The organism is Pediococcus sp., assembly GCF_003533255.1.
Classification (GTDB): Bacteria; Bacillota; Bacilli; order Lactobacillales; family Lactobacillaceae; genus Pediococcus; species Pediococcus parvulus.
Window position 1 is genome coordinate 21,102 of record NZ_DOEM01000007.1, and the last position, 26,703, is coordinate 47,804.

23 protein-coding genes, 1 tRNA gene, 3 pseudogenes and 1 riboswitch are annotated in these 26,703 nt (G+C 38.0%); of the genes and pseudogenes, 4 read left to right on the top strand and 23 right to left on the bottom strand.

The features are described from left to right. The first annotated feature begins 69 nt into the window (after positions 1-69). Positions 70-531, top strand: a complete 462-nt coding sequence (locus tag DD627_RS02085) for a flavodoxin (RefSeq protein ID WP_260274943.1) — start codon at positions 70-72, stop codon at positions 529-531. Positions 532-569: 38 nt separating this feature from the next. Here DD627_RS02085 and DD627_RS02090 read toward each other — a convergent pair whose 3' ends face one another. Both DD627_RS02090 and wecB read right to left on the bottom strand, forming a co-directional pair. Continuing rightward, positions 570-989 carry a GtrA family protein gene (locus DD627_RS02090; protein WP_260274942.1) on the bottom strand — a complete coding sequence of 140 codons (420 nt, stop codon included), beginning with the start codon at positions 987-989 and terminating at the stop codon, positions 570-572. Positions 990-994: 5 nt separating this feature from the next. Next, positions 995-2,119: a non-hydrolyzing UDP-N-acetylglucosamine 2-epimerase gene (gene wecB / locus DD627_RS02095; protein WP_260274941.1), complete on the bottom strand. Its 1,125-nt coding sequence runs from the start codon at positions 2,117-2,119 to the stop codon at positions 995-997. A gap of 296 nt (positions 2,120-2,415) precedes the next feature. On the opposite strand from wecB, the pseudogene DD627_RS02100 reads away from it, so the two are divergent. Next, positions 2,416-2,604: pseudogene (locus DD627_RS02100) on the top strand (aminopeptidase); the annotation flags it as partial. A 56-nt stretch (positions 2,605-2,660) separates the two neighbouring features. Here DD627_RS02100 and DD627_RS02105 read toward each other — a convergent pair. From DD627_RS02105 to DD627_RS02115, 3 genes are all read right to left on the bottom strand, one after another. After that, positions 2,661-4,010 (bottom strand): nucleobase:cation symporter-2 family protein, encoded by a 1,350-nt coding sequence (locus DD627_RS02105; RefSeq protein ID WP_260266958.1) that lies wholly within the window; start codon positions 4,008-4,010, stop codon positions 2,661-2,663. 67 nt (positions 4,011-4,077) lie between these two features. Then, positions 4,078-4,177, bottom strand: a riboswitch (purine riboswitch). Between the two features lie 158 nt (positions 4,178-4,335). Then, positions 4,336-4,569 (bottom strand): heavy-metal-associated domain-containing protein, encoded by a 234-nt coding sequence (locus DD627_RS02110; protein WP_260266959.1) that lies wholly within the window; start codon positions 4,567-4,569, stop codon positions 4,336-4,338. Between the two features lie 120 nt (positions 4,570-4,689). Then, a complete protein-coding gene (locus tag DD627_RS02115; RefSeq protein WP_260266973.1) occupies positions 4,690-6,561 on the bottom strand; it encodes a heavy metal translocating P-type ATPase in 1,872 nt (623 codons plus the stop codon). Positions 6,562-6,742: 181 nt separating this feature from the next. On the opposite strand from DD627_RS02115, the gene DD627_RS02120 reads away from it, so the two are divergent. Beyond that, positions 6,743-6,816: transfer RNA gene (locus DD627_RS02120), tRNA-Arg, on the top strand. 240 nt (positions 6,817-7,056) lie between these two features. Here DD627_RS02120 and DD627_RS02125 read toward each other — a convergent pair. The 6 genes from DD627_RS02125 to DD627_RS02150 form a co-directional block, all read right to left on the bottom strand. Then, positions 7,057-7,272, bottom strand: a complete 216-nt coding sequence (locus DD627_RS02125) for a hypothetical protein (protein WP_260274940.1) — start codon at positions 7,270-7,272, stop codon at positions 7,057-7,059. Between the two features lie 121 nt (positions 7,273-7,393). Beyond that, positions 7,394-7,630 (bottom strand): helix-turn-helix domain-containing protein, encoded by a 237-nt coding sequence (locus DD627_RS02130; protein ID WP_260274939.1) that lies wholly within the window; start codon positions 7,628-7,630, stop codon positions 7,394-7,396. Between the two features lie 29 nt (positions 7,631-7,659). Then, positions 7,660-8,526 (bottom strand): DegV family protein, encoded by an 867-nt coding sequence (locus DD627_RS02135; RefSeq protein ID WP_260266962.1) that lies wholly within the window; start codon positions 8,524-8,526, stop codon positions 7,660-7,662. Between the two features lie 311 nt (positions 8,527-8,837). Next, complete coding sequence (locus DD627_RS02140; protein ID WP_260274938.1) at positions 8,838-10,499, bottom strand: peptide ABC transporter substrate-binding protein; 1,662 nt, start codon at positions 10,497-10,499, stop codon at positions 8,838-8,840. A gap of 224 nt (positions 10,500-10,723) precedes the next feature. Beyond that, positions 10,724-10,963, bottom strand: a complete 240-nt coding sequence (locus DD627_RS02145) for a preprotein translocase, YajC subunit, yajC (RefSeq protein ID WP_375710197.1) — start codon at positions 10,961-10,963, stop codon at positions 10,724-10,726. 204 nt (positions 10,964-11,167) lie between these two features. After that, entirely contained in the window at positions 11,168-11,623 is a 456-nt protein-coding gene (locus tag DD627_RS02150; RefSeq protein WP_260274937.1) for a DUF2715 domain-containing protein, read from the bottom strand. 212 nt (positions 11,624-11,835) lie between these two features. Between DD627_RS02150 and DD627_RS02155 the strand changes: the two genes are divergently transcribed. After that, entirely contained in the window at positions 11,836-12,378 is a 543-nt protein-coding gene (locus DD627_RS02155; protein WP_260274936.1) for a VanZ family protein, read from the top strand. A gap of 54 nt (positions 12,379-12,432) precedes the next feature. Here the strand turns inward: DD627_RS02155 and DD627_RS02160 are convergent, their stop codons facing one another. From DD627_RS02160 to DD627_RS02215, 12 genes and pseudogenes are all read right to left on the bottom strand, one after another. Then, complete coding sequence (locus DD627_RS02160; protein ID WP_260274935.1) at positions 12,433-14,286, bottom strand: DUF6119 family protein; 1,854 nt, start codon at positions 14,284-14,286, stop codon at positions 12,433-12,435. Between the two features lie 1,309 nt (positions 14,287-15,595). Further along, a complete protein-coding gene (locus DD627_RS02165; RefSeq protein ID WP_260274933.1) occupies positions 15,596-16,624 on the bottom strand; it encodes an LCP family protein in 1,029 nt (342 codons plus the stop codon). 196 nt (positions 16,625-16,820) lie between these two features. Next, on the bottom strand, positions 16,821-18,236 hold the full coding sequence (locus DD627_RS02170; protein WP_260274932.1) for an oligosaccharide flippase family protein: 1,416 nt from the start codon (positions 18,234-18,236) through the stop codon (positions 16,821-16,823). Between the two features lie 2 nt (positions 18,237-18,238). Next, positions 18,239-19,354: a UDP-galactopyranose mutase gene (glf, locus tag DD627_RS02175; RefSeq protein ID WP_260274931.1), complete on the bottom strand. Its 1,116-nt coding sequence runs from the start codon at positions 19,352-19,354 to the stop codon at positions 18,239-18,241. 86 nt (positions 19,355-19,440) lie between these two features. Next, positions 19,441-20,289 (bottom strand): dTDP-4-dehydrorhamnose reductase, encoded by an 849-nt coding sequence (gene rfbD, locus DD627_RS02180; RefSeq protein ID WP_260274930.1) that lies wholly within the window; start codon positions 20,287-20,289, stop codon positions 19,441-19,443. Between the two features lie 50 nt (positions 20,290-20,339). Continuing rightward, positions 20,340-21,254 (bottom strand): annotated as a pseudogene (gene rfbB / locus DD627_RS02185) (dTDP-glucose 4,6-dehydratase); the annotation flags it as partial. Then, a pseudogene (gene cps2T / locus DD627_RS02190) lies at positions 21,233-22,370 on the bottom strand (beta 1-4 rhamnosyltransferase Cps2T). The pseudogenes rfbB and cps2T, both read right to left, overlap by 22 nt. Positions 22,371-22,387: 17 nt before the next feature. After that, positions 22,388-23,050 (bottom strand): sugar transferase, encoded by a 663-nt coding sequence (locus tag DD627_RS02195; protein ID WP_260274929.1) that lies wholly within the window; start codon positions 23,048-23,050, stop codon positions 22,388-22,390. A gap of 47 nt (positions 23,051-23,097) precedes the next feature. After that, complete coding sequence (locus DD627_RS02200) at positions 23,098-23,877, bottom strand: tyrosine-protein phosphatase (RefSeq protein WP_260274928.1); 780 nt, start codon at positions 23,875-23,877, stop codon at positions 23,098-23,100. Then, complete coding sequence (locus DD627_RS02205) at positions 23,874-24,626, bottom strand: CpsD/CapB family tyrosine-protein kinase (protein WP_260274927.1); 753 nt, start codon at positions 24,624-24,626, stop codon at positions 23,874-23,876. The genes DD627_RS02200 and DD627_RS02205 overlap by 4 nt, the downstream gene beginning before the upstream one ends. An 8-nt stretch (positions 24,627-24,634) precedes the next feature. Beyond that, positions 24,635-25,387, bottom strand: a complete 753-nt coding sequence (locus tag DD627_RS02210) for a YveK family protein (protein WP_260274926.1) — start codon at positions 25,385-25,387, stop codon at positions 24,635-24,637. Positions 25,388-25,405: 18 nt separating this feature from the next. After that, positions 25,406-26,554, bottom strand: coding sequence for a serine hydrolase domain-containing protein (locus DD627_RS02215; RefSeq protein ID WP_260274925.1), 1,149 nt, complete (start codon positions 26,552-26,554; stop codon positions 25,406-25,408). Positions 26,555-26,703: the final 149 nt, after the last annotated feature.

Below are 26,703 nucleotides of genomic sequence, written 5' to 3' on the forward strand. Positions count from 1 at the left end.
GAAAACATTCACTAAACTGGATTTGTCTGCTATAATTCTTTAGGACTTATAATGAAAAGAGGAACTCACATGCCAACTGCAAAAGTTGTTTTTGCAACCATTACCGGCAACAACGAAGATTGCGCCGACATCATTACCGAAGCGCTTGAAGATCTCGGCGTCGAAGTTGACGAATCAGAGATTTCACAGACCGATGCCGATGAATTTAAAAATTTTGATATCTGTGTTGTGGTACCTTACACCTACGACGAAGGTGCCCTTCCTGAAGAAGGCTTGGACTTCTATGAAGAACTACCTGATTTAGATTTAGATGGTAAAATCTTTGGCGTAGCTGGATCCGGCGACGTTTTTTATGAAGAATTTTATTGTGTCGCTGTTGATGCCTTTGCCAAAGCTTTCAAAGCTGCTAAAGCTAAACAAGGAGCAGAACCCATTAAAATCAATTTGGCACCTGAATCAGAAGAAGATTTAGATCAATTAGATGCCTTTGCCAAAAGCTTAGTTGATAGCTACAATGCCTCACAAAACTAAAGCCTGTTTAAAAAAGATTGGAACTTGGTTAATCAGTTTCAATTTTTTTTTGTCTCGTGTTGTTTAAAAATAATTAATTTGCTGAACACGTAATTTACGATCACCACGATCACATTATCAGCCACTTTTACTAAAATGGCATTATCCTTCATTAACGAAACGCCAACCCACATAATGATAACTTCCATAAAGTAGGTCAATAAGCGAAAGAAGAAAAAGGAACCAAGTTCACGCCAAAACGCCCGCCAGGTAGTGTAACCTGAGCTAAAAACCCATACTTTATTAGTAAAAAACGCCACCAAAACCGATGCAATCCACGCGATTGCAGTGCCAATTTGGTAATTCCAATTTGTATAAGTTTCAAAAAAGGCAAACACCCCAATATTGACAACTGTTGTAAGAACCCCAAAAACTAAATACAAAATGATGGCTTGATTCTTTTTAATTAAATCCTTCATCCCCATTAACTCCGCTTATCACTAAATTTTTGTTGTAAGAAATCTAAAATATGTTGGGCAGCATGTCCATCCCCATACGGATTTTTGGCAGTGGCCATTTTTTGATAAACTTGTGAATCGTCCAACAATTCCAGCATCGCATCCGTCACTGTTTGTGGATCAGTACCCACCAATTTTAACGTGCCAGCTGTGACCCCTTCTGGACGTTCCGTTTCATCACGCAATACCAAAACAGGTTTGCCCAACGAAGGAGCCTCTTCTTGCACACCACCAGAATCTGTCATGATGAAATAGCTGCGCGCAGACAAATTATGGAAATCCACCACATCCAGTGGGTCAATCAAATGAATCCGGGAATCATCGCCTAGTTCTTCGTGAGCTGCTTTTTGAACGGCAGGACTTAGATGAACAGGATAAATAATTTCTACATCTGTATGAGAATCCACGACTTGCTTAATGGCCTGAAATACTCGGCGCATTGGTGCTCCCTGATTTTCGCGGCGATGCATCGTTAACAAAATTAGACGATGCTCTGGCATTACCAAATCTAGCACAGCGTGATGATAATCTTCACGCACGGTTTCATGCAGGGCATCAATGGCAGTATTTCCCGTAACCGCAATGTTGGCTTCGGGATGGTTTTCCTTAAGTAAATTTTGTTTACTTAAAGTCGTTGGTGCAAAGTAATAGTCGGCCAAAACATCCGTTAATTGCCGGTTCATCTCTTCTGGATATGGCGAATACTTATCCCACGTCCGTAAGCCCGCTTCCACATGGCCTAGCGGGATTTGGTTGTAAAACGCACTAATGCTGGCCGCAAAGGTTGTTGTGGTATCTCCGTGAACCAAAATAACATCCGGTTTCACTTCTTGAATAATGGTATCCAATTTATTTAAAACGCGGCCGGTAATCTCACTTAACGTTTGATTGGGTTTCATAATATTTAAATCATAATCTGGGGTAATTTTGAAAATTTCTAAAACTTGGTCCAACATTTCTCGATGTTGCGCTGTCACAACGGTGATCGCTTCAAATTCAGATTTTCGTTGATTCATTTCTAAAATGATTGGGGCCATTTTGATGGCTTCAGGACGCGTTCCAAATATGGTCATGACACGTAATTTTTTCAAAATAATCCTCCGTAAAAGGTGCCTTTATCGGCATAATTAATAATTTCTCTTGTAAACAAGTATACCGCGCCACTCATCGTTTTTTAAGTCTTAACTGGTCTTTCTGATATTTCTTAGCACTTATTTTGCAATCAACCGCCCATTTCTTGCGTGGAAACGCGTTGGCTATGCTACGATAGAATCGATTTTTATGAAGAGGATTGCCTTTATAAATGAAACAACTTTAACTAAAAAGCTTCAAAAATACGCTAATTTAGTTACTCAGGTGGGTGTAAACTTCTAACCCAGTCAACCGCTTCAACTTGCAGGGCAGCGCTAAAACGTCTCCTGAAGAATTGTCCAAACATGGCATCAATAATAGCCAAGTGCACGTCGACTTCATGGTCAGTTCTGACAAAATGAACATCGATGGCATCAAACAAGATGGCACCATCACCCCAATTTTTAGAAACGGTAACTGGATAAACCACCTTCACCTTCCATAAAATAAATACGCGAATTTCTTTGATCTGTTTTATACAGACTCGAAATTCGCGCATTTTTATTTAGCTTCAGTTTTACGTTGTAACTTAAAGACCAAGTTTAGGAAAACGGCCACAATACTAGTCACGACGACCCCGTTACCGAGAATTAAATACAATTCTGAAGGAAGCGCTTGGAAAATCGTGGGCACACTGGCAACCCCTAAGCCAGCGCCAATGGAAACTGCAGCAACAATCAAATTGCGGCTGTCATCAAAGTCTACGTTTTTCAAAATTCGGACCCCTTGTAGCCCAACCGTTCCAAACATAACTAACATTGCCCCGCCTAAAACTGGTGTTGGCACCACCGTGGCTAATGCGCCGATTTTGGGCAATAAGCCTAAAATCAGTAAGAATAAGCCAGCAAAGTAAATTGGCTTCCGAGTTTTAACTCCGGAAAACTGCACAACACCCACATTTTCAGAGAATGTAGAGTATGGGAAAGTGTTAAAGATGCCACCCAAAATTTGGGCAATTCCTTCAGCGCGATAGCCCCGTTTTAAATCATCGCCGGTTAAATGGCGATTGGTCATATCACCCAAGGCAAAGAACACACCGGTCGACTCAATCATGGTAGTCAAAGCAATTAAGATCATGGTAACGGACGAAGACCACTCAAAGTGTGGTACTCCAAACATGAAGGGTTCTGGAAAACGGAACCAACCACTTTGGGAGACAGTGCTTAACTTGATCATCCCTAAAGCACCTGATAAGGCCGTCCCGGCCACTAAACCAATTAAAACGGCAATGGACCGCACAAATCCTCTTCCCCAAACGTTAACCGCAATGATCACCGCTAAAGTAAAACCGCCAACCAATAAATTATTGAATGACCCAAAGTTATGGGCACTAACAGTTCCTCCGCCTAAATCAGTAATTGCGACGGGCATCAAGGTGAAACCAATGACAATAATTAAAGACCCGGTCACAACCGGCGGAAAAAGTTTGCGCATTTTCGAAAAAATTCCGCTCATCAATAAAACAAATAATCCGGAAATAATAATAGCCCCATACATCGTTGTGATACCAAGATCTTTACCGATTGTCCCAAGTGGGGTAATCACTTGAACCGCGCATCCTAAAACGACAGGCAACCCAATCCCAACTAAGCGTGTTCGGTGAACTTGCAGCAACGTGGCAACCCCACACATGAATAAATCCATTGAAATCAATAGTGCCATCTGGGTAGCTGTAAAATGTACAATCGCCCCGATCAAGAGAGGCACCATGACATCTCCAGAGTACATCGTCAATAAATGCTGCAACCCTAAAACTGCGGCATGCGCCGTTGACGTTGAATTTTCCTGTGGAACACCCTCTCCTGCGTCGAAATCAAGCTGCTCTTGTGCCCATTCTTCTTTTGAAACCAACTCATTGCCTCCTAGGCATATATCCATATCACAGTAAAACAAAAACGATGTCCGCAAATAGACATCGTTTGATGAGTTTATTGCGTATAGTCCAGAATTTACGGTTCTGGGTAGAAACTCGCCATCCTTATTATGGCGTTTATATATGCATTTCGTTTTTAATTACTAAAGTACTATACCACGCAAAATGATCGTTTTCAATAGGCGCCAGCGTGACATCACTCATCTGTGATTAGCATAATCCACACTAAAATTGATACTAGTACGCTACAAAAAGCTTCATCCTGTAGTTCTTAATTAGCAGGATGAAGCTTATTTTAGTTTTTTATTCGGCTGGCTGTTTAACCTTAACACTTTTGACCTCATAGCCAAGTTTTTTAACAACTTCAGCTAACGCATCAGCGGTATTGGCACTGTCATCAAATTCGAGTTTCACCTTGCTAGCGTTGAACAGAACCTTAACCTTTTGAACCCCAGCTTGTTTTTCCAACGCACCCTGAATCTTTTGCATACATGATGGGCAAGTTAATGCACCTAATTGTAAACCTGCTTTTGTCATTTTAAAAACCTCCTAATTTTTTTTAGCAAAAAGCTTTTTCCTAATTGCTATGCTTAAAGTATAACGTGGCTTTGTTAATTAAAAATTGATGCCGATCAAGTTTTGATAACTCTTTTTGATTTATTTTTCGGTAAGTGCACGGTAACGAATGAGGCGCATCGCATTGAAAATAACCACTAAGATACTGGCTTCATGCACAAACATCCCACTTGCCATATAAATATACCCGAAAATCAAACCAATTAGCAAAAAGATAACTGTACCAATCGCAATCGTAATATTTTGACGTGTATTGGCAACTGTCTTCTTAGCTAGCCCATAAGCATGGACGAGTTCTTGGAAACTGGACTGCATTAGAACAATGTCAGAGGTTTCGATCGCGACATCCGTTCCACCACCCATCGCAATACCAATATCTGCGGTCGCAATTGAAGGGCTATCGTTAATACCGTCACCCACAAATGCTACTTTATGGCCCGCATCTTTGAGTTGTTTCACAAAGGTAACCTTGTTTTCAGGAAGTAAGTTAGCATGCACTTCATCAATGCCTAACTGAGTGGCTACGTGTTTTGCGGTGATTTCGTTATCACCAGTCAACATTACTAATTTCTTGATGCCAAGTTGCTTTAACGCGGCCAAGTTTTCCTTAACATTATCGCGAATCACATCTGAAACCCCAATGATTAACTGCACCTGACGGTCTACAGCCACAATCACCGTAGAACTTCCAGTAGCTTGTAAGGCCTGCAAATCACTAACTTCTTGCGCACTTAATTCGAGTTGCTGACTGGTTAATAATTTCTGATTTCCCACCAAAATCTGATGGCCTTCAATCTGTGCTTCAATTCCTTGACCCTTGATTGTATTATTTTCTGTAACTTGCAAATCTTGAAACGCAATTTGATTCTTTTTGGCATAAGTAGTGATCGCCTTGCCTAAAGGATGATCCGATTGACTTTCAAGTTTGGCGGCATAAGCCAATGCTTGGGATTGTTCTGGCGTATAGCTCTTCATATCCGAAACCTCTGTGTGCCCTTTCGTTAAAGTTCCGGTTTTATCAAAGACTAAGGTATCTATTTTGGCAAAGGTGTCTACAACCTCGCCACCCTTAATAAGCACCCCATTTTTAGCACCATTTCCAATCCCGGCTACGTTGGATACCGGCGCACCAATGACTAGGGCTCCAGGGCATCCAAGTACCAGAACCGTGATGGCTAAACGAAAATCTCGTGAAATGAAGCCCACTAATAAAGCTAAAATCAAAACGGCTGGCGTATAGTACTTCGCAAATTGATCGATAAATTTCTCTGCATGAGATTTCGTATCTTGAGCATCTTCGACTAATTCCACAATCTTGGCAAACGTGGTATCATCGCCAACTTTGGTGGCTTTCACTTTTAAGGTTCCGTTATCTAAAATAGTTCCAGAATAAACACTGTCAGATTCTTGCTTGCTAACCAGTTTGGATTCTCCGGTGACACTTGCTTCGTTTAAGTAGCCCGAACCTTCAACAATATCGCCATCAATTGGGACCTGACCGCCTGTTTTCACTAAAACAATATCGCCTTCATCGACATCATCGACATCCGTTTCTTCAATTGAACCATCTGCTTGAACCACCTCAGCAGTTGTCGGTGCCATTTCGGTCAACGTTTTGATTGATTCTCGCGTTTTAGCCAATGTCTTAGCTTCCAAGAAACTGCCGAACAAAAATAAGAAAGTCACAATGGCAGATTCATTGAATTCCTGAATGACAAAAGCCCCTACGACTGCAATGCTGACTAATAATTCAATGCCAATCACACGAACTTTTAAAGCTTCCACAGCGCGAATAATGATCGGCGTTGCGGCTATGATGGAAGCTAGAACAAATGCAACTGTATAAACTAGTTGTAGCCCCATTGTCTCCCCTAAAAAGCCGATTACAATTAATGCAGCTGATGTCCACGTAATAGCATTCACATTTTTTTGAACAACTTGTTCGAATTTCATCATGATCTTTTTATCCCCTTGCCTTTATTTGATAAGTCTAATATAGCCGCAAAAGACAAGTTTGAAATTGATTGCGATCAAGTTTTGTCGATTAAACTCAAAAAAGCTCAGAAAATCACTTTTTCAATTTGGGTTACCTTGATTATCCATGATATCTATGGGAAAATACGAAAGGAAACTTGTCCTCGTGGCTCAACTGGATAGAGCAATCGCCTCCTAAGCGATAGGTTGCGAGTTCGACTCTCGCCGGGGACATCCTTTTGATTAACATAAAGTTTTTTTACACAGCAAAAGTCCTCACATGCTTTCAGAAATGTGAGGACTTCTTTGTATGGCGTAATGAGTAATTTTGTATCTTTGTGTTAGCGATTATATTATCGTCAACTTCAAATAAGATACCAAATTGCTTGAAAGCATGATATCAACCAAATTTATTGTTGCAATTCTCTTCAAACTGATAACTATTTTGTTGAACCTTGCTAACAAAATATATCCTTATTTACGTTCCTCAATCTTTGTGACCGCATAATCCACAATCAAGTTCAACAATCGTCGTGGCATTTTGCCACAAATTTGAAAATCAGACGATTCCGTGAGACTGATAGTGGCCGCTTCTTCGCCGTGTCTGATGACCCGTAACTGGTTATAGTCTTTTTCAACTTCAGTTAAATCTAATACTTCCAACTTTTTTATAAATTCACTAGTTTTCATAGTTTTCTCCTTAACTTTACAAGTTGATTCTATCATATCAGCATTTGGCCAAACAAAAATCGCTAAAGTCCAGTCCACCGAATTCATTCGTCCGGTCAACTTACACTTTAGCGATTTTTAATTACTTGTTTTTCTTAAGATCTTTTAACTTACTTTTCTTAATGCCAGTGACAGCTTCCATGCCTTCACGGGTCACAATCAGTTGTTTGCCAAACTTGCGGATACTACCCTCAGGAAAACGTTTTGGATACTTATTATAGATTGTTCGGACATAATCTTTTTGCTTGCCCCACATGGAACTTGCTTCATGACTGCCCATATAATCTTGATCGTTTAAATCAATTTTTAATTTCTTCATAGATTTTCACTACCTCACTTTTACATGTCCTAATTGACTTCCTTGACCCATAAAATAGCCAATGCTCCGGGTCCAAGATGAGCGCCCAGAACCGGGCCAATTTGTCCTGTCTCAATTGCCGCCACGTTGCTCAATTTGGACTGAATACTTTCCCGCCACTTTTCCACAACAGGTTCGTTATCAGTTCCACTTAAAAACACGCGCACGTTATACGACAGATCCTTTGTTTCTTCAATAAATCGATTAACAATGTTTAATTTAGCTTTTTTCATTGAACGCACTTTGTCGACGGCCTCAATATTATAACGCTCTTTATTCAAAGTAAGTATTGGTTTGACTTTTAGAAGTGAACCGACAAACGCAGAGCCACTTCCCAAACGCCCGCCATGCACCAGATTCTTAAGATCGTCCACAATGAAATACTCACCAAGTGTGGCCTTCAACTCCGTCATTTTGGCTATGATTTCTGTTGCTGACTTCTGTGCCAACGCCATCTTAGCAGCCTGGACCACCAAATATCCCATTGGCTGCACTGAAAGTTGTGAATCAACAACGTGGACCTTAATCTTTGAAACACTTTCAGCAAATTGATGAAGATTATTCACAAAGCCACTAACACCGCTTGCTAGATGGATGCTCACAACTTCATCATAGCCTTTTTTTGCCAAAGCCTGGTAAATGTCATTCATTGCGCCCATAGATGGCGGTGCCGTTGTTGGAAAATTTTTTTCACTTTTTAAACGCTTATAGAATTCAGCATCCGTAATGTCAATCCGTTCGCGATACTGTTGCGCGCCAAAACCTACCGAAATTGGAGCCACCATAATATGCAGCTTCTCGCAAACGTTTTGAGGTAAGTAGGCAGTACTGTCGGTCACAATCGCAATTTTCGTCAATTTCTTTCCTCCCAGATTAAGTAAGTGTTCAAAGTATACCCCTGCTGATCGAAACTTAACGACATCGTTGCTCATGATTTTTCCCGATTGCCTATTTACCGGGTTCTTCGGCTTAACTACTTCGTGACAAGCAAATTTGAACTGTCACAAATTGCAAACATTTTCAAATAATTCACACCATTGACTACCCTGAGTAGAGCCTACCAAGCTCCTGATTAAAAGTCAAAAATTGCGGCTTGTATGACGCAAAATAAAAAGATTCAGAACAATTGCACTGAATCTGTGCAATCTTCTGAATCTTTAATATGAAACTATTTTTCTACGTAAACACCCTTCCAGTTCCAAGGAACACCAGCAGTATTGCATACATAGCCTTTAACTTTTGTATTGATTAATTGAGGAACAACACCATTGTAAAGTGGTGCATTACCTTGTTCGCTCATCAAGATCTTTTCAGCTTTAACCATGTCTTCCCAACGTTTTTGAGTGTTGTTAGCGTCGGCATTGTTAGCCTTATCGATCAACTTGTCATATTCTTTGTTTGCCCAACGACCGTTATTAAAGCTGTTGTCAGATGTGAACAAGCCTAAATCAGAAATTGGATCTGAGAAGTCAGCACCCCAGTTTGTGATAACCAACTGGAACTGTCCCTTAGCGGAACGTGCCAAACGCGTCTTGTATGGAATGGTTTGAACATCGATCTTCAAACCAGGCAACTTATCTAACTGACTTTGTAAGAATTCAGCAGTCTTCTTGCCGGCTTCAGTATCATCGGACATCAAAGTGTATGTGACACTCTTCTTGCCTTCTTGTTTCAAACCTTTTGCCCATAACTTCTTCGCTTTAGCTAAGTCGTAGTTAACACCTTCGCCATTGTAAGCTTCTTTTGCAAAGTCTTCACCAGTCTTAGGGTTACTTGCCAACCCATCGGTGACAAATCCCTTTGGTGCAGTTGAACCATCAGCCAAAACGTTAGTAACTAACTGTTTACGGTTAATAGCAAGAGACATTGCTTTACGAATATTCACATTTTGAAAGGCTTTGATCTTTTTGTAGTTGTATTCAAGATATGAATTACGAGCTTCACGGCCAAGGAAGAAGGATTTGCTGTTCTTCATGTTAGCAACCTGGGTTCCAGACAAAACAGTTTGGTCAACTTGTTTGCCTTGGAAAAGGTTCAAACCAGTTTGCGTATCCTTCACAACTTGATCATTTAACTTAGATAAGTAAACGTGCTTCTTATCCCAGTAATTTTTGTTTTTAACAAGGGTCCACTTGTTGTTAGTCCCTGTCCAACCTTGTAACGTAAATGGTCCGTCATAAACTTGGTACTTACTTTGTGTGGCGTATTTGCTACCGTATTTTTCAACCACTTTTTGATTTTGTGGGAAGAAACTTGGGAAGCCCATTAACAATTTGAAATATGGAATAGCCTTTTCAAGGGTAACAGTCAACTTATAGTCGCCATCAGCCTTAATTCCTAAACTGCTGACTGGTTTCTTGCCGGCTTGGATCTTGTCAGCATTCTTAATGCCACTATATAAGTAAGCATATTGGGCCCCAGTCTTTGGATTATTGATGCGTTGCCATGAATAAACGAAATCTTTGGCAGTCACTTTATCGCCATTACTCCACTTAGCATTCTTCCGTAAAGTAAACGTGTAAGTCTTCCCATCTTTAGAAACTTTGGTCTTGGTTGCAATTCCAGGTAAGATTTTGTTGTTTTTACCTAAACGAATCAAACCTTCACCAACGTTGTTCATAGTATCAAAACTAATTTGATCAGTTGCGATTGAAGGATCAATCGAAGGCAACTCCGATGTCTCTGTCCAGTTCACAACCTGTTTTGAAGCTAAATTATTTTTATCTACTGCCCCGTTACTCTTTGAAGATGAATTACCATTACCACAAGCTGCTAGTAATAGTAAAGGTAATGCCACTAAAAGTGTCACTGATCCCTTTTTTAATTTCATACGCTAAACAACTCCCCTATAATATTTAAATCTGATTATGAGAAATCGTCTAATCAGAATTTAATGACAAAGATACACTCTGAACAGGGCTTTGTCAACAAGATAATTAAATGAATATTAAAAATAATAGGTAAAACTGTGAAAATTATGAATAACATTAAATTATGGCAAGCAAAAACAGCCACATCGGCTGATATGACTGCTTTTCTAACTTTTAATTTTGACTAAGCTTCAATCTTCTTAGCTTCAGCAAAACGGACAATGACACGTCCATGTAAATCATGAAGCTCTTCACTGCGGCTTTTAGCAACAGTATCTGGATCGATATCAATTAAAATTGAATTTTCATAAACCTTACCCACTTGGCCATCAAAGCCTGTTGGTAATAAAGCGGTTTTCTTTACGTGGACCTTATCGCCAATATCAAATGGCTTTTTTACTGGTTCTTCTTCATTTTTTTCCAATTGTAACATCCTTTCTGGTAATCCTTACTCTGCTGTATAGCGTAAACGTGCTTCAAAGGGCAACTTCCTCCGTTTAGCTACGGTAAGCTAACGATTCCAAACCCGAATCATTACCTTACCTAGGCTATACTCGGAAGCTAGCCACCCTTTGAAGCACTCTCTTTAGCATTATAAAGCCTTTCCCTCATTAGGTAAAGTCAGACGCTAGAAATTCTTTTGTCCATTCATCAATTTAATTGTTTTGCGCCATGATAAGCTGTGACGCTCGTTTTTATTCAACTTCTTATAGTAGAGTTGGGCTTCTGGTCCCTGGCCCCACATCGCCGATGCCTTATAGTTTTTACCGTTCTTACCCTTCACATTAACCAATTTGAAGAAGAATCCAAATCCCCAACGTGTATCAGATAATGAATAACTACCTTTATAGTAATATTTGAAGACCATATACTTGCCGTATGTTCTCTCCATCACAGTATGGTGTAGACCAACCATTGATGTCTTTTTTACACTTAAACCCGTTTTCTTCGTTAAATACCAATTACCTCGCATGGCAACTGGAATTGTTCTTCGAGAAGCGGCCTGAGTTTGTGTCGTATTACCAATCATAAATACACCCATTGCCAAACTTACTATTAGTAAAAATCGAATTACTTTTTTCATCAAAACCGCCTCCAAAGTGTTACATTAATATTACATTTTCTTTACAAGCTCATCATATATCATTCTGAATTCGATTGCAATGTTTTTTTGAGGAGTTTAAGAAAGTTCTACGGTGTTAAGGAAAAGTTAACTAAAAAGCGCGGTATTATCGGTTTTAATATGATAAGTTTTGCGATACAATGGAAACATTAAATAATTTTGGAGGTGGTTCAATGGCAGCCATTCAATATTTACCGTTTGTAATAATTTCAGCACTTGTGGCAATCTACAATCTCAGAAAAATGATGCTGAATAAGTCCGGATTTTCTATTTTAGTCAGAACCACCTTCACCATCTACGTGATCTGTGTGCTCTACCTGATCTTCACCCCCGGCTCCTACTCATTTGGGGAAACCTATTTACTGCATACCTATCATATTGGCTATGCTAAAGTGGTCGCCATGCCTTATCAAGATTATGGTGCCCAATCCATCTTGAATGTGATCATGACGATTCCAGCTGGTGTCTATCTTTATATTTTTGCTTACAGGGATCGACCAATCCTCTTTGAAGTCTTCTTCATTGCTTTAGGAATTGCCTTATTCAACGAAGGTGGTCAATTCGTATTAGACCAGCTAGTCCACATTAGTCGAACAGTAGATATTATGGATGTTGTCCATAATGGACTCGGCGTAATGATTGGCTTTTACTTGATGACCCCATTCAACTTCTTATTACAATCCGAAAAAAGTGACCTTCAGAAGGGTAAATTCTGAAGGCCTATTTTTTACTACGTTAACTATTTTATTTTTTCACACTAAGCTTTAATTTTAACGCGACATGTCCCTTGGAGTAACGAAATGAACAATTGGTTTTTGATGCGATTCATTTACAAATTGAGCCCATTCATAAAGCTTTGTCTTAACTAGGATTGATCCAAACTTTGTTAGATCAAAAGTATTTTTTTGAATACTGGTCGTTATCTTGGGCCCAAAACGCGATTTATCATCGGAATTCTTGATTGGGTAAATCCAAACAAGAACATTGTCTTTAGACGCTAGTGCTTCCTGCCAGTGAGCCTTCCCGCCTATTGCATTCATAATATCCGTAACATTATAAGAATCTTCATTATTAATAATTGATAGCGCAAGTATACTCTGTTCCAGACTATACATTGTTGTTGCAGTTGACTCGCCCAGCTTCATAGTCAATAATTCTCTCTTTACTGAGTCATACATGTCTGCCAGTTCAACACCAGGCCCACGATAAGTAAAATTATTACTACTTGGCTTAGCAAAATGCTTGTGTATTTTGCTAAGTTTGTCAGCATTAGCAGCTTGAAGTTCATTCATATAGTCTTCTTCGCTACCCACCTTTACATTCTTCGACTTTTGGTTTCCAAAATTGACTAAAAGCTCCTCCTCATTACAATGAACCTCGATATCAGCTAATGATTCGTTGATTAACGAGAAAAATTCAGCATTAAATGTGCCCCAACGTCCATTCTGCAACATATATGGTTTATTATTATTACAGATTTCTGCTAATATGAACTGTTCAACATGGTAATCGAAAGAATCTCCCGTTACTGCATCAACACATTTAAACATTAACTGATCGACTGCGTATGAAGAATTTATCTTAAGATACTTGCCAATCTGACTCAATACACCAACTTTTCCAGATAAGTCGATAGTAGCCATAGTCTTTCTCTTCAAACCAATTATAAAAATTGACAGCTCCATCTTGTCTAAGAAGACAACATTATTTGCAATATTTGCAAGAAACAACAAAGAAACCGATTGTTTAAAATTTACAGTTGTTTTTCTATTTAACGCGTCAGGAACTTGGACTATTGCATCTGAAAGAGAATTAGCCCCTGCTTTTATAATATCTGTTAACCTTAAATTCAAAGTATTACTTGTATTCTTGTCATCAATATATTGAATTTTTGGAAATTTGCTCAGAGTCGTCTTACTTCGCATTAAATCGTCTATGTTCCGGACTACCTCACATAATCCTTTGCCAAAACCTACTTTTTTATTAGACTTCACCTGTAAAGTTACCCCAAGTGCACATACAACGACGTCCCCATACATATCCCTTCTGTCCGGATAAGCCGTGATTGACGTATATGCCTCAGATGGTAATGCAATATCCCTGCTGGTTCGCCTATAATTAGTGATTGATTGTGACTTATCTTGGCCGAAATAATTGACATGCTTTGTAATGACGTCAGTATGGCGAACCCCTCGCTCTGCAAATTCAATTCCAAAGTTAGGATCTGCTACTTCTTCAACTTTGCGGTATCCTTGGCCAAATGGAATCAAATACACCTTTTGTTCAACTGCTAGTTGTTGTTTCACCAAAAGAATAGTATCTAAATTTCCACCCTTTTCAGGACTAAAACGCGCATAACTATCATCATATTGATTCACAAAATTATCCAGAGTTTTCTGTTTTTCTGTTAATTCACGGTTTTTCTTTTTTACAATTGGCAAAACGGTTACTTTAGTCAAATTACCATCATGAAAAGAATCTGATTGCTCTATACTAAATGATTTTAAAGTATAGTAGGTTCCAACCTTAATTGCCTCATCTGCCTCATCCAAAAATTTTTCTAGACCCAAATTCAAAATGGTTTCTTCCCAATCATATTTAGACCGATAAATAGTTACTTTCATTTTCTCTACTCCAATAATATTAATTTACATTGCAAATAAAATAAGCTTGTCAACTTTTCAACTTTTTTCGATTTTCACAAATATTTTTTTGTTGTAATTCTTTGATAGGGTTATCAAAATTTCACATCAGGTAATGTCCGATAAGTCATAAGAATATTTTTCATTAAAATTGTATATACTCAAATGTGCCCACCTTGGATCAATTAGCATATTTTCATATTTATCGTTTACAGTTATTGGACAGGCGGTTGTGTTGTGTGCCTGTTTTTACCAAAAGTCCTAAGTAACCACTTTATTCAGCGCATTAGAGTTAGCATGCGTCATCGTCAGGTTGATTTCAGCATTCCTATTATCTTTTTACTCGCAAAATAAAACTGTGTTTGCCTAACTTTCTTGATCTAACGTACTTTTAAAGAAGTTTAGTACCGTTTGTCCTGACTTATATTTGTGATCGTGCTCAGCTTTTTCTTAGCCTGTATCTGTATTTTTTCACAAGTGTGCACTTTTTCTGGCATAGTTTTAAATAAGCTGTATCTTGGGTACTCCAAGGTGTGACAAGTATCACTCGACATTTACACTTTTTAATGATCGAATTTATCAGTGGCATTACAAATGAACGCATGCGAATTATAATTAGCTCGAACCAACATTTTCGCCTGCTCTGAATTAATTGTTTCTCCACACTTTCCATAATCATATTGCTCTGTTGGCTGTACGCAATCTAATGTCATCTGTTTATGCCTACCCTTTATTATTTACCAATATTCCACAAACTTAACCATCTAAAATTCTCTTGATTTTTAATAATTTTGAGGGTTGTCATAAAATCTAACAAAACAGTAACGTAATTACAAAACACTACATAAATTTCCAGCCCAATTCGCCTTTTTATAAAATATTAATCACAAAATATTCAGCGACGTGATACCAAAATTTATCGTCTTTGCTTTCCGCCTACATATATTGTATCACTTTTATAAGCTACTACATATAGTAGTACAACTTGGCTCACAAAAATAATACATAATGCTCATAAACATTGTACCTCCTATTTTTCCATAAAGTAGCGTTTAGTGGTCATGTATGAGCTTTTAGACTCTTGCTTATTTCAACTTTTTTAATTCGTGTTGATATTGCCGCCAATCATCAATATTTTTTATAGTAGAATAATAACTTTTTTAGTTGTCACTACAAAACTTAAATATGTTAGTCGAAACAGAAACAGTATGTATGCTGTTTAGACCCGAATAAAAAAGCAATCAACTAAGATTTTCTCCCAGTCAACTGCTTCAAACACATAATCTTCTCTTTAATTTCCCGCATTCACATTATCACTCTGTACGCTACTATCAGAACTAGATGTAGCAGAAACGCTCAATGCGATGTTCCCAGTCGTGGCATGTGCCAGTCCGAGATTCTTTCGATTTAAGTTCGTGACACGTTGTAACTCGCTCTTTGCCATCAACTCCATGCTTTGCCCATTAACTGTCTTGCCAGTTCCTTGTAAATGAGTCTGGGACACCGTCTTCTTTGCACCACGATAATCTTGCGCAAGTGCTGCCAAATCATCAAACGTCAGATCAGTCTTAGTTTGTGACGAAATTGAATCCAAAAAGTTCTTGTTCAACAACGTCTTCACTGACCCTGCCTTACTCATAATAGCCATGATAACCTCTCGTTGACGCGTCTGACGGCCATAATCACCCTGTGGATCATCATAGCGCATCCGCGCATAAGCCAACGCCTTTTTACCATTCATATGCGTTGCTTGGCCCTTCTTAAACGTATATCCATCATAAGTAAAACTAAGTGTCGGTGTAATTGTCACCCCATCAACCGCATTAACGACCTTCTCCATACCACCCATATTCATAATGGCATAGAAATCAATTGGCACATTCAGCATTTCTTGAACCGTCTTAATTGCCGTCCCAGCACTTCCAAACGCATATGCCGCGTTAATCTTCGAAGGTGACTCACTCTCATATCCTGGAATTGTGACGCCGGTATCACGCGGAATACTTGTGATGGTCGTTTTATCCGTCTTAGGATTCATGGTGATCAACATCATCGTATCGGTACGACCTTTATAAGAACGTCCCAATGCGCCAGTATCGGTCCCCATAATCAGGATTGAAATAGGCTTCTTATTTTGAATTTCAGAACTTGCATTCCGTGTTTTTTTGATTCCAGCACTTTGGTAGGTCTTGTCCACAGCATGTTTTAAGTTATAAAACTTACGAGCTGCATAAGCGCCCCCCGAAACAATTAGAACCAATAAAATTACCAAAATAACGTTTCTTACTGTATGTTTTTTTTGTCCATGTTCATGTCTCATGCGTATCCTCCTGTAAAACATCTAGTACTATTGTAAACTTTTGATTTTGAAAATTCACTAAAGTTCCGCAATCTTAAACTTTTTATCAATGTACGGATAGTGATCAACTTCATTATCAAAAAACGCAAATGACCATAAGATTGAACTCATTTATTAAGATCACACTACTGTTTGAATAATACTTACACTATTTTGACTAATTCTTCAATGATTTTTTCAGTTCACTAATTAAGGTAACTTTCAAAATAAGCAAAAGTAGTAAGTAAACTACCATGCCTATGAAAACTTCCCCAAGAAGCATTAACCATGAATTTGCAGCCTTAAGATCAATAAGTTTTACCACTACAAACATAACTAGTCCAGCCACAAAATACTTGTGTGTCTCTTTAAACAATTTCCGAAAATCAATTTGATGTCGTACCGCATAAAGCTGATATGTCGTAACCGTTAATTCAGACAACACCGTTGCGATTGTTGCTCCTAATGCACCCCAAACTAAAATCAATGGAATATTGATTATGATATTTACAATTGCTCCCAGTATTACCGACGTCGTAAATGCTTTATTTTGATTTGTCGGTAATAAATATTGAGTTCCCAACGCGTTACTCCAAGCTATCAAAAGAATAACCAAAGATTCAATCATCATCAAAGGTCTCACAGCGGAAAAACTACTTGTGAAAAACAACGGTACAAACTTATTTGCAATGGCCATCATACCAAACATCATGGGAATAGAAACAATTGTTACAAATCTAAAACTGCTGTACAAATATTCTTTTGTTTTACTAATTTGACCTTTCATAAAAGCATTGGCAACATGTGGTAACATCACAGTTCTCGTGGCAGTCACAATTGCCAAAACAATTTTAATCATTTTATCAGATTGGTCAAAGAACCCTGCAGCTTGAACCGATGTCATAGAACCAAGCATTGTCTTATTAACTACGAGATAGATCTGTGTCGCAATTTGTGGAACAAAAAGTGTGATCGATGGTACCAAGTGTTGCCAGATATGCAAATTCTTAAAATGAAGCTTTCCGATCCTTTTACTAAGGCTAGGAAAAAGCGTCATATTTCCAACCAACAAAGATAAAGATAAAATTAGAATGTAGGCTGTTAAATCAGCAGAAGTTTTCACAAAAGAGAAAATACAAATCAAGGTAATGATTTTAACAACAAAATTACGCAGAACTGTCACGCTAAAATTTTCGATCCCCATAAAGAACCAAGAGATATCAAATGCTGCAGCAATAATAGAAACAGACTGAGCTAAATAGAAAATTTGATATTTTCCAATAACAACCAAAAAAATCAAAAAAACTAAATACGCAAAGGTAATTGTAACTATCCTCATTATAAATATTTCATAAAACGTATTTGTTAACTTAAATTTATTGTCCCGATCAAAGGCTATTTGTCGATTTCCATATAGGTTAACTCCTATACTTCCAAATAAAATAAAGTACTGAATAATAGAATTGGTGTAAGCATTAATTCCTACACCAGTGGGTCCCAATACTCGTGCTAGATAAGGCGTTGTTATTAATGGAACCAATAAAATAAAGATTTGATACGATGCATTATAGAGGTAATTTTTAACTACCTGCATTATTATTCTCCAAATTCCTTTTTAACCGTCTGTAATGCTGCCATTATTGTTTGATCCATATTGTAATAACGATATTGACCCAAACGACCACCAAATAAGACGTTAGGAGCCTTTTTACGTGCCAATTCGACATAACGTGTATACAACTCTTTATTCCGCTTATTGTTAATTGGATAGTAGGGCTCATCACCACGATGCCAAGCTTTAGGATATTCATGTGTAATTACAGTCTTGTTTTTATTACCTTTTCCAAACTCAAAATGCTTATGTTCAATCACTCGTGTATAAGGTGTCTCAGCATCAGTGTAATTAACAACTGCATTCCCTTGATAATTATCTACATCTTTTACTTCAGTCTCAAATTCTAAACTACGATATTCAAGCTCTCCCAATTCATAATCAAAAAACTGGTCAATCATTCCTGTATAAATAATTTTAGTGTCAGACTTAAGATATTCTTCTTTTTTGTCAAAGAAATCAGTATTAGTTTCAACTTCGACAAGATCACTGGCTAACATCTTTTCAATAATTTGAGTGTACCCACCAATAGGGATTCCTTGATACGGATCATCAAAATAATTATTATTATACGTAAAACGGACTGGCAAACGTCTAATAATAAATGCAGGTAATTCAGTTGCGGACTGTCCCCACTGCTTTTCTGTATACCCTTTTACCAGTTTCTTATACACATCTGGTCCAACTAGGGAAATTGCCTGTTCTTCCAAGTTCTGTGGCTTACCATTCAATTTGACACTTTGTTTTTGGTCCTCAATTTTTTTTTCGGCCTCTTCTGGCGTAACTACTCCCCAAAGCTTATTAAAAGTGTTCATATTGAAAGGCATATTATAAATTTCACCATTATAGTTGGCAATGGGTGTATTAATGTAATTATTAAAATCTGCAAATTTGTTTATGTATTCCCAGATTTTTGGCATTTTAGTATGAAATATGTGAGCACCATATTCATGTACTTGAATACCTTCTACTTCTTTTGTATATATGTTACCTGCAATATGATCTCTTTTTTCAATAACTTTAACTTGCGCTCCCCTTTTTGCAGCCTCGTAAGCAAACGTAGACCCAAACAAGCCAGAACCAATCACTAAATAATTCATGAATTTCTCCTCTCAAAGTTACATTAATTAATGACATAACATTCCTGTCAAATTTTCCCGAAGTATATTTTATCACATTTAGATCATTATTTATCAATAATTGCCATCATTTGTTTCAAAGCTTCTTGCCATGCTGGAATCTTAAATCCAGTTGCTTTGGTCTTTTCCAATGAAAGAACAGAGTGTTCTGGTCGGTGGGCTTTCTGAGGATACTCCGCAGAACTCACTGGCTCAACTTCTGTCTTGGTATCTTTCAAGATTTCCGTAGCAAACTCAAACCAATTCGCTTGATTATCATTACTCAAATTATACGTGCCATAAGCAATCTTATTTTCAACAGCATATAACATAAACTGTGCTAACGTATACGTCCAAGTCGGACGACCAACTTGATCATCCACAACAGTTAAAACGTCATGAGTCTTGGACAAGTTCAGCATTGTATAAACAAAGTTCTTACCATACTTACCAAATACCCATGAAGTTCTGATAATGTAGTACTTACTCATTGTGTCACGAACAGCCTTTTCACCTAAACTTTTAGTTCGACCGTATTCATTTTGAGGGTTTTGTTTATCCATCTCTTCATACATACCGTCATTTTGACCATCAAACACATAATCCGTACTGATATAAACTAGAGTTGCTCCAACAGGTTCAGCGGCAGTAGCAATATTTTGCGTGCCTGTCACATTTACTAATTCGTCAATTGATTTTCCCGGCTCTTCCTCTGCAGCATCAACAGCGGTATAAGCGGCGCAATGAAAAACCAACTCAGGCTTATGTTCTTGAAAATAGGCATTCACGCCTTCAGCATTCGTGATATCCAGCTCTTTAGAATCAGTAGCAGTGTAAGAAATCCCCTTTGCATCCAATAGCGTTCTAAGTTCGGTTCCAAGTTGACCATTGGCACCTGTAATTAAAATATTATTCATTTTCAGTTACTCCTTTTATCAAAAAAAGCAGGTTATTCACCCGCTAATAATTATTGGCCGTTTTTAGCATACTTACTTTCAACAGCCTTTTTTTCATCTTTCCACCAATCTTCATGATCTGTGTACCATTGAATTGTATGTTGAAGGCCTGTCTTAAAATCAGTAAATTCTGGCTTCCAACCCAATTCTGTTCTTAACTTAGTGGAATCAATCGCATACCGCATGTCGTGGCCAGGACGGTCTTTCACTTGATCATAAGCATCTTTGGGTTGTCCCATTTGTTCCAAGATCATTTCAAGAACAGTCTTGTTATCTTTTTCACCATCGGCACCAATTAGATAGGTTTCTCCTAATTTGCCTTCAGTCAAAATTAACCAAACGGCACGAGAATGGTCGTTAGTATGAATCCAGTCCCGCACATTCTTACCTGATCCATATAATTTAGGACGAATACCACTCAAAATATTGGTGATCTGACGAGGAATAAACTTCTCAATATGTTGATACGGGCCGTAATTGTTTGAGCAATTAGAAATGGTCGCTTTCAATCCAAACGAACGCACCCAAGCCCGAACCAATAAATCTGAGCTTGCTTTAGACGAAGAATAAGGACTACTTGGCTTGTAAGGAGAATCAGGTGTGAACTTCTCACCAACACCTTCACCATGACCAGGCAAATCTTCCCGTAAAGGCAAGTCGCCAAAAACTTCATCAGTAGAAATATGATGATAACGCACATCATATTTTCGACAAGCTTCAATCAAAGTATAAGTGCCAATAATATTAGTTTGAATAAACGGACTAGGATCAATCAACGAATTATCGTTGTGACTTTCTGCTGCATAGTGCACTACCGCATCAGTATGTTTAACCAGCTTATCAACCAATTCAGCGTCAGCCACATCACCGACAACTAATTTAACCCGATCCTCAGGCAGTCCAGCTAGATTAGCACGGTTCCCTGCTCTGTTATTTGCATTGTAGACTTCTTTTCAAGTTTATTAATGTCCGTATCATTGAAATGATCTACTTTATTAATTATATTTGCTAATGAATTTTTTTCTCTGCTCCAATATAATGCACTATCCTGAGCTACTTCCCTATTGAATCCAACATCAAATAATAAATTCAATTTTGTGCTAGCTAAAGCCTCTAGTAATGAAGGATTAGTCCCACCAACTGAATGTCCATGTAAATATGCATATGCAGATTTACGAATTTTTCTCAAAAGTTCTAAATCATACACGGTACCCACAAACTTAACTCGCTTATCTTGATCAAAATGTGTTTTTTCCTTGAGGTTATCAAAAAATTTGTTGTGCTCCACATTTGTAATGATGACCAAATTTTTGGCAGTAGAGGACTGCATAAACTCACGAATCATTGTTTCATAATTATTCTCTGGAACAAATCTTCCAACAATCAAATAATAGTTTTCAGGCTTTACATTGAATTTATCAAACCAGTCGATTAGTTGCGGCGCACTATCACTCAATTCCGATTTTTTTACATCAGATCCGTAAGCGATAAATGTAGTTCTAGGAGAATATTCTCCATAAACTGAATGAATGTATTTCTCGATGTTTTTGCTATCACAAATCAATAAGTCAGCATTCTTAACCATTAAGCTTTCTGAGAGTTTCCAATACCTTCTCACTGGCAGACTCCATTTTGCACGCATCCACTCATGTCCATCAGGATTGACAAATACCTCCCCACCAATTGCGTGAGCCTTTTTTACAATACCATCCATGAATGGGCCAATTCGACATGCCAAAATATAAAATATTGGTTTCTCAATCCTATGATCTTTGGCATATTTAATCGAATAATTTAAGGCGGCAACATCATAATATATGGCTTGTGCAGGGCCAACGTTTGGAACAAAAACATTAAAACAATCCGCATTGTTATAAGTGAAATGGCCGTATTTTTTTGTTTTGTCTTTCGTTTTACAGGCTATATGATAATGTATGTCGGCATTTTTTTCGATATTTGGTTAAATATTCAACGAAGGTTTCATATCCCCCATAGTTCGCCGGAATGCCTTTAGATCCAACTATAAAAACGTGTCGTTCCAAAATGAGTCTCCTTTAGTTTAGTAAGCGTCGTTAGGAATAATCATAATCTTTACTGTTTTAAATAAAATGATAATGTCAAACATAACACTACTGTGTTCGATATAATTTAAGTCGAGTTCAACCATTTCAGAAAAACCTAAAGCATTACGACCACTAACCTGCCATAACCCTGTACAGCCCGGTTGAACAAGCAAACGTTGTTTATCATAATCTGTATATTCTTTGACTTCACGTGTCAATGGTGGACGTGGACCTACTAAGCTCATATCACCGATCAACACATTATATAACTGTGGTAATTCATCTAAGCTGTATTTACGAATAAATTTACCAACCTTTGTGATGCGGGGATCTTCTTTCATTTTAAACATGGCGCCATCAACTTCGTTCTTATCGAGTAGGTTTTTTATTTTTGCATCAGCGTCTACCACCATTGAACGAAACTTGTACATTTTGAACTTACGACCATCAATTCCCAAACGAATTTGTGAATACATCACTGGTCCTCGCCAATCTTCTGATTTAATACATAGAGCCACAACCAGAAACACTGGACTAAGCACAATTAGCGCTAGAAAACTTGCTACAAAATCAAAGACCCGTTTTACTCCATAATATATATATCGAGTCCGAACCTGATCCTTATCCAACCATTTTTCATTGACATTTTTCATTGACATTGTTCATTTCCATTCTACCCGCTCCTTAATTAACTCCACACTAAATCTCAAAATAATCCCCAAAGCTTTTTCTTTCGTTTTTTACCTTGGACATGGTGAATTTCCCCAAAAATCACGTCATCCCCATTGATAATACTTTTCGCATTTTCTTTGTAAGTTTCGGCAAATCGAACGCCTTTTTCTTTTTCTAATTTCTCAAAAGCTTGCGTCATTTTGAAATTTCTACCTTTAAAATTATGTGCATCCGAAGCAAACACGCACCCTAAGCCGGCATCAATAATTTGTTCCGTAAACTTTTGAACATGTTCTCCAAAAACACCCACGTAACTACTTGCAGTTAATTGTGTCACACAGCCCTGACTCACAAACTCATAAAGTTTATCAGGATCCTGCATAAATCCTTGATTTCGTTCTGGATGAACTAAAACAGGGGTAATGCCTCGTGATTGTAATCCAAATAACATTTTACTAGTATATTCAGGAACTTCATTATGTGGTAATTCGAGAATCAAATATCGATTTCCCTCGTCTGCAAAAAGCACATCATTCTGATTAATTGCCCGTAGCAATTCACCAGTAATGTGAACCTCTTGTCCTGGGAAAACTGTTAACCTGATTTGACTTTTATCCAATGCTTCTTGAAACGCTTCGGTCTTAGTCACAACAGCTGCTTTGTGATTGACATACTGGCCATCCATATGATGGGGTGTTAACAACATGTGAGTAATCCCCTGATCAACAGCTACTTGAGCAAGTCTCAAGGAAGTTTCCATGTCTGGCGAACCATCATCAACACCTGGTAAGATATGGCAATGTAAATCAATCATTTTTTATCATCTACTCCGTAGTAACCACCATAATTGCCGCCGTAGTAACCGCCATAGTATCCTGGTGCTTTATCAGCCTTAAATCGATTCATGACCGTGCCTAACACTTTGGCATGGACTTTATTCAATTGTTCAACAGCATGTGTCACTCCACCTTTTTCAGCGATACCTTGAGGTACAACCAAAATGACACCATCCGCCTTATTTGCTAATAACTGAGCATCAGTCACCGTGTTAATTGGTGGTGCATCAAAAATGATAATATCGTACTCATCTTCCAAACGCTCTATTAAGGTATTAATGTGACGTGAATTCAATAACTCGGCTGGATTAGGTGGGACTGGGCCACTACTAATCACACTCAAATTAGGGACTTCAGTTTCTTGAATAATTTCTTCATAGACCGCATTATTACTTAAATAACTCGATAAACCGGCTGCATTCAAAAGATTAAAAGTGCGATGGGCAGTTGGCCGACGGAGATCAGCATCAATCAAAAGAACTTTTTCATTTTGTTTTGCCCACACAACGGCAAGATTTGAACTAACAGTTGATTTACCTTCTGAAGGTTCTGCTGAAGTAACCACTAGTGATTGAATTTTTTTATCAACCGCAGAGAACTGAATATTTGTTCGAATGGTTCTAAATTGTTCGGCAACTACAGAACTAGGATCAGTTACGGAAACTAAACTAACTCCATGTTTTAAGCTTTCGTTATCGACTTTACTTTTTTTTCTAAATAATGGCATATTTCCACCTAAACCCTTCGTCTTGCGTGGCTTGTCCGTGCTGTACTTTGCGATTGTTCCCTAATCTGTCGGTCAATATCTTTTTGACTCATTTCATTCACAATACCAAGACTTGTTAACCCTAAGTCTTCTGTTAAGAAGGCCTCATCCTTAATTGTTTTATCGTTAAATTCACTGATAAAGGCAAATCCCACGCCCAAGATTAGTCCTAAAACAACGCCTGCCAAAAGATTAATCTTGATCCTTGGGGAAACCGGTGTTGACTTAGAAACTGCTTTAGAAACGATGGTTACGTTGTTGATACTCATCATTTTGACGATCTTTTTCTTAAATACACTTGCCGTTTTATTAGCCACTGCAGCTGCAGTATCTGGATTAGTTGCCGTTGCGTTAATTGTAAATACTTGAGAACTTGTTTCTGTTGCAACACTCACAGAACTATCAGAGGCCCCTGGTAAATTCTTAGTGGCTTTTTTGACTGTGTTTTGAATAACTGGTCCTGTAATAATATCTTTATATGTACTAATCATCGCAATGTCAGCCTGAGTAGTTTGTAACTGGGCGGCTGCCATACTTGAATCCAGCTTTCGGTTTACCAGAATCTGGGTACCAGAACTATATTTGGGCGTCATCACAAAGAACGTAACGATGGCGGCTAATGCTGTGATAACGATTGTTGTGCCTAAAATTAACTTAACGTGTTTGCGAAGTGTTAATAATATCTCACTGATTGATACGACTTCGTTGCTTGTTTGATCCATATGATCCTCCGATTATTTTTAATTAAAAACTGCATTATAAATGATTGATGATGTTTGTGTTGGGGTAATCTCCTTTGGAACGTAATTAGAAAGTAGGACGACACCATTTTTAAAATCTCGACTGAACTTGATACTGTTTTGATAACCACCAAGTTGACCGTGAACACTAAAACTAATTTTATCCCGATAAACTCCACCAGCAAACGTTGATTTAGAATGCACGATTAAACTATTGAGATTTCCTTTATTAATAAACTTTCCATTGAAGATATAGAGATAAGTGGTCATGAGATCATGATCATTCATATATAGTTGATAAGGTCCCAGCTTCGTATTTTGCTGTCTTTCCATCCCTGTAACATAGTTCTTGTCACCAGAATAGTCATCTGCATATGGATTTGCCAAAAGGGAGCGTTTGGCATCATTTAAAGCAAAACCGGAATTCTTTAAATGTAACTTGCTAATTAAATGAGTTTGGACAAACTCCTTATACGACTGACCACTCACTTTTTGGATAATACCAGCCAATAAAACATAATTGACCGCTTGATAACTATATGTACCTGTTATTGCCGTGTTATCTACATGCTTCACATTCCACTGTAGAAGTTTTGAAAAGCTCTGTGTTTCTGGTGCCGTTGCGGTATTGCTTAAGCCAGAAGTCATATTTAATAGCTGCCGAATCGTTACTTTACCAGATTGACTAATCTGTGGATAATACTGACTCAACTTATCGCTTAATTTCAGCTTACCGACTTGTTTGAGATACATAACTGACGCCGCCGTCATAAAATCCTGTGCTGAACCAATTTGATACTTTGTAGAACGCGTATTCTTAGCACCATCAGGATACTTGCTTTGTCCTCGCGTAGACGAATAGGTAACCTGGCCGTTCCGAACAATAATCACTGATCCGGAAATTCGATTAGCTTTCATCGCTGAATCTACTTTTTTTGCTGCCGAATCATTTTTACCTGCTACTGGCACTTGATATATGGTCTTAACTGTATCAGTAGCACCCGTGGCCTTTTCAGTGGCCCCAACCAGCTTTTCATAATAGTGATGAGCCATGCTATTTGTGTTGTACTTAGCTAAGGCAAAACCACCGCCTGCAAAAACGACCAGAACAAGTACAATCGAAAAAAACCACTTCAAGAATCTTTTCATACCGGTACCCGCCTTATATTAAAATACATCAATAAACTAAGGGTATCATTTTTTTGGAATGCGTTCAATGCGTCATATCGCGTATGAAAACCAGTAAAAAAGAAGCAACCATTTTCATTTTCAGAAAACGGTTGCTTCTTTTATTTTTG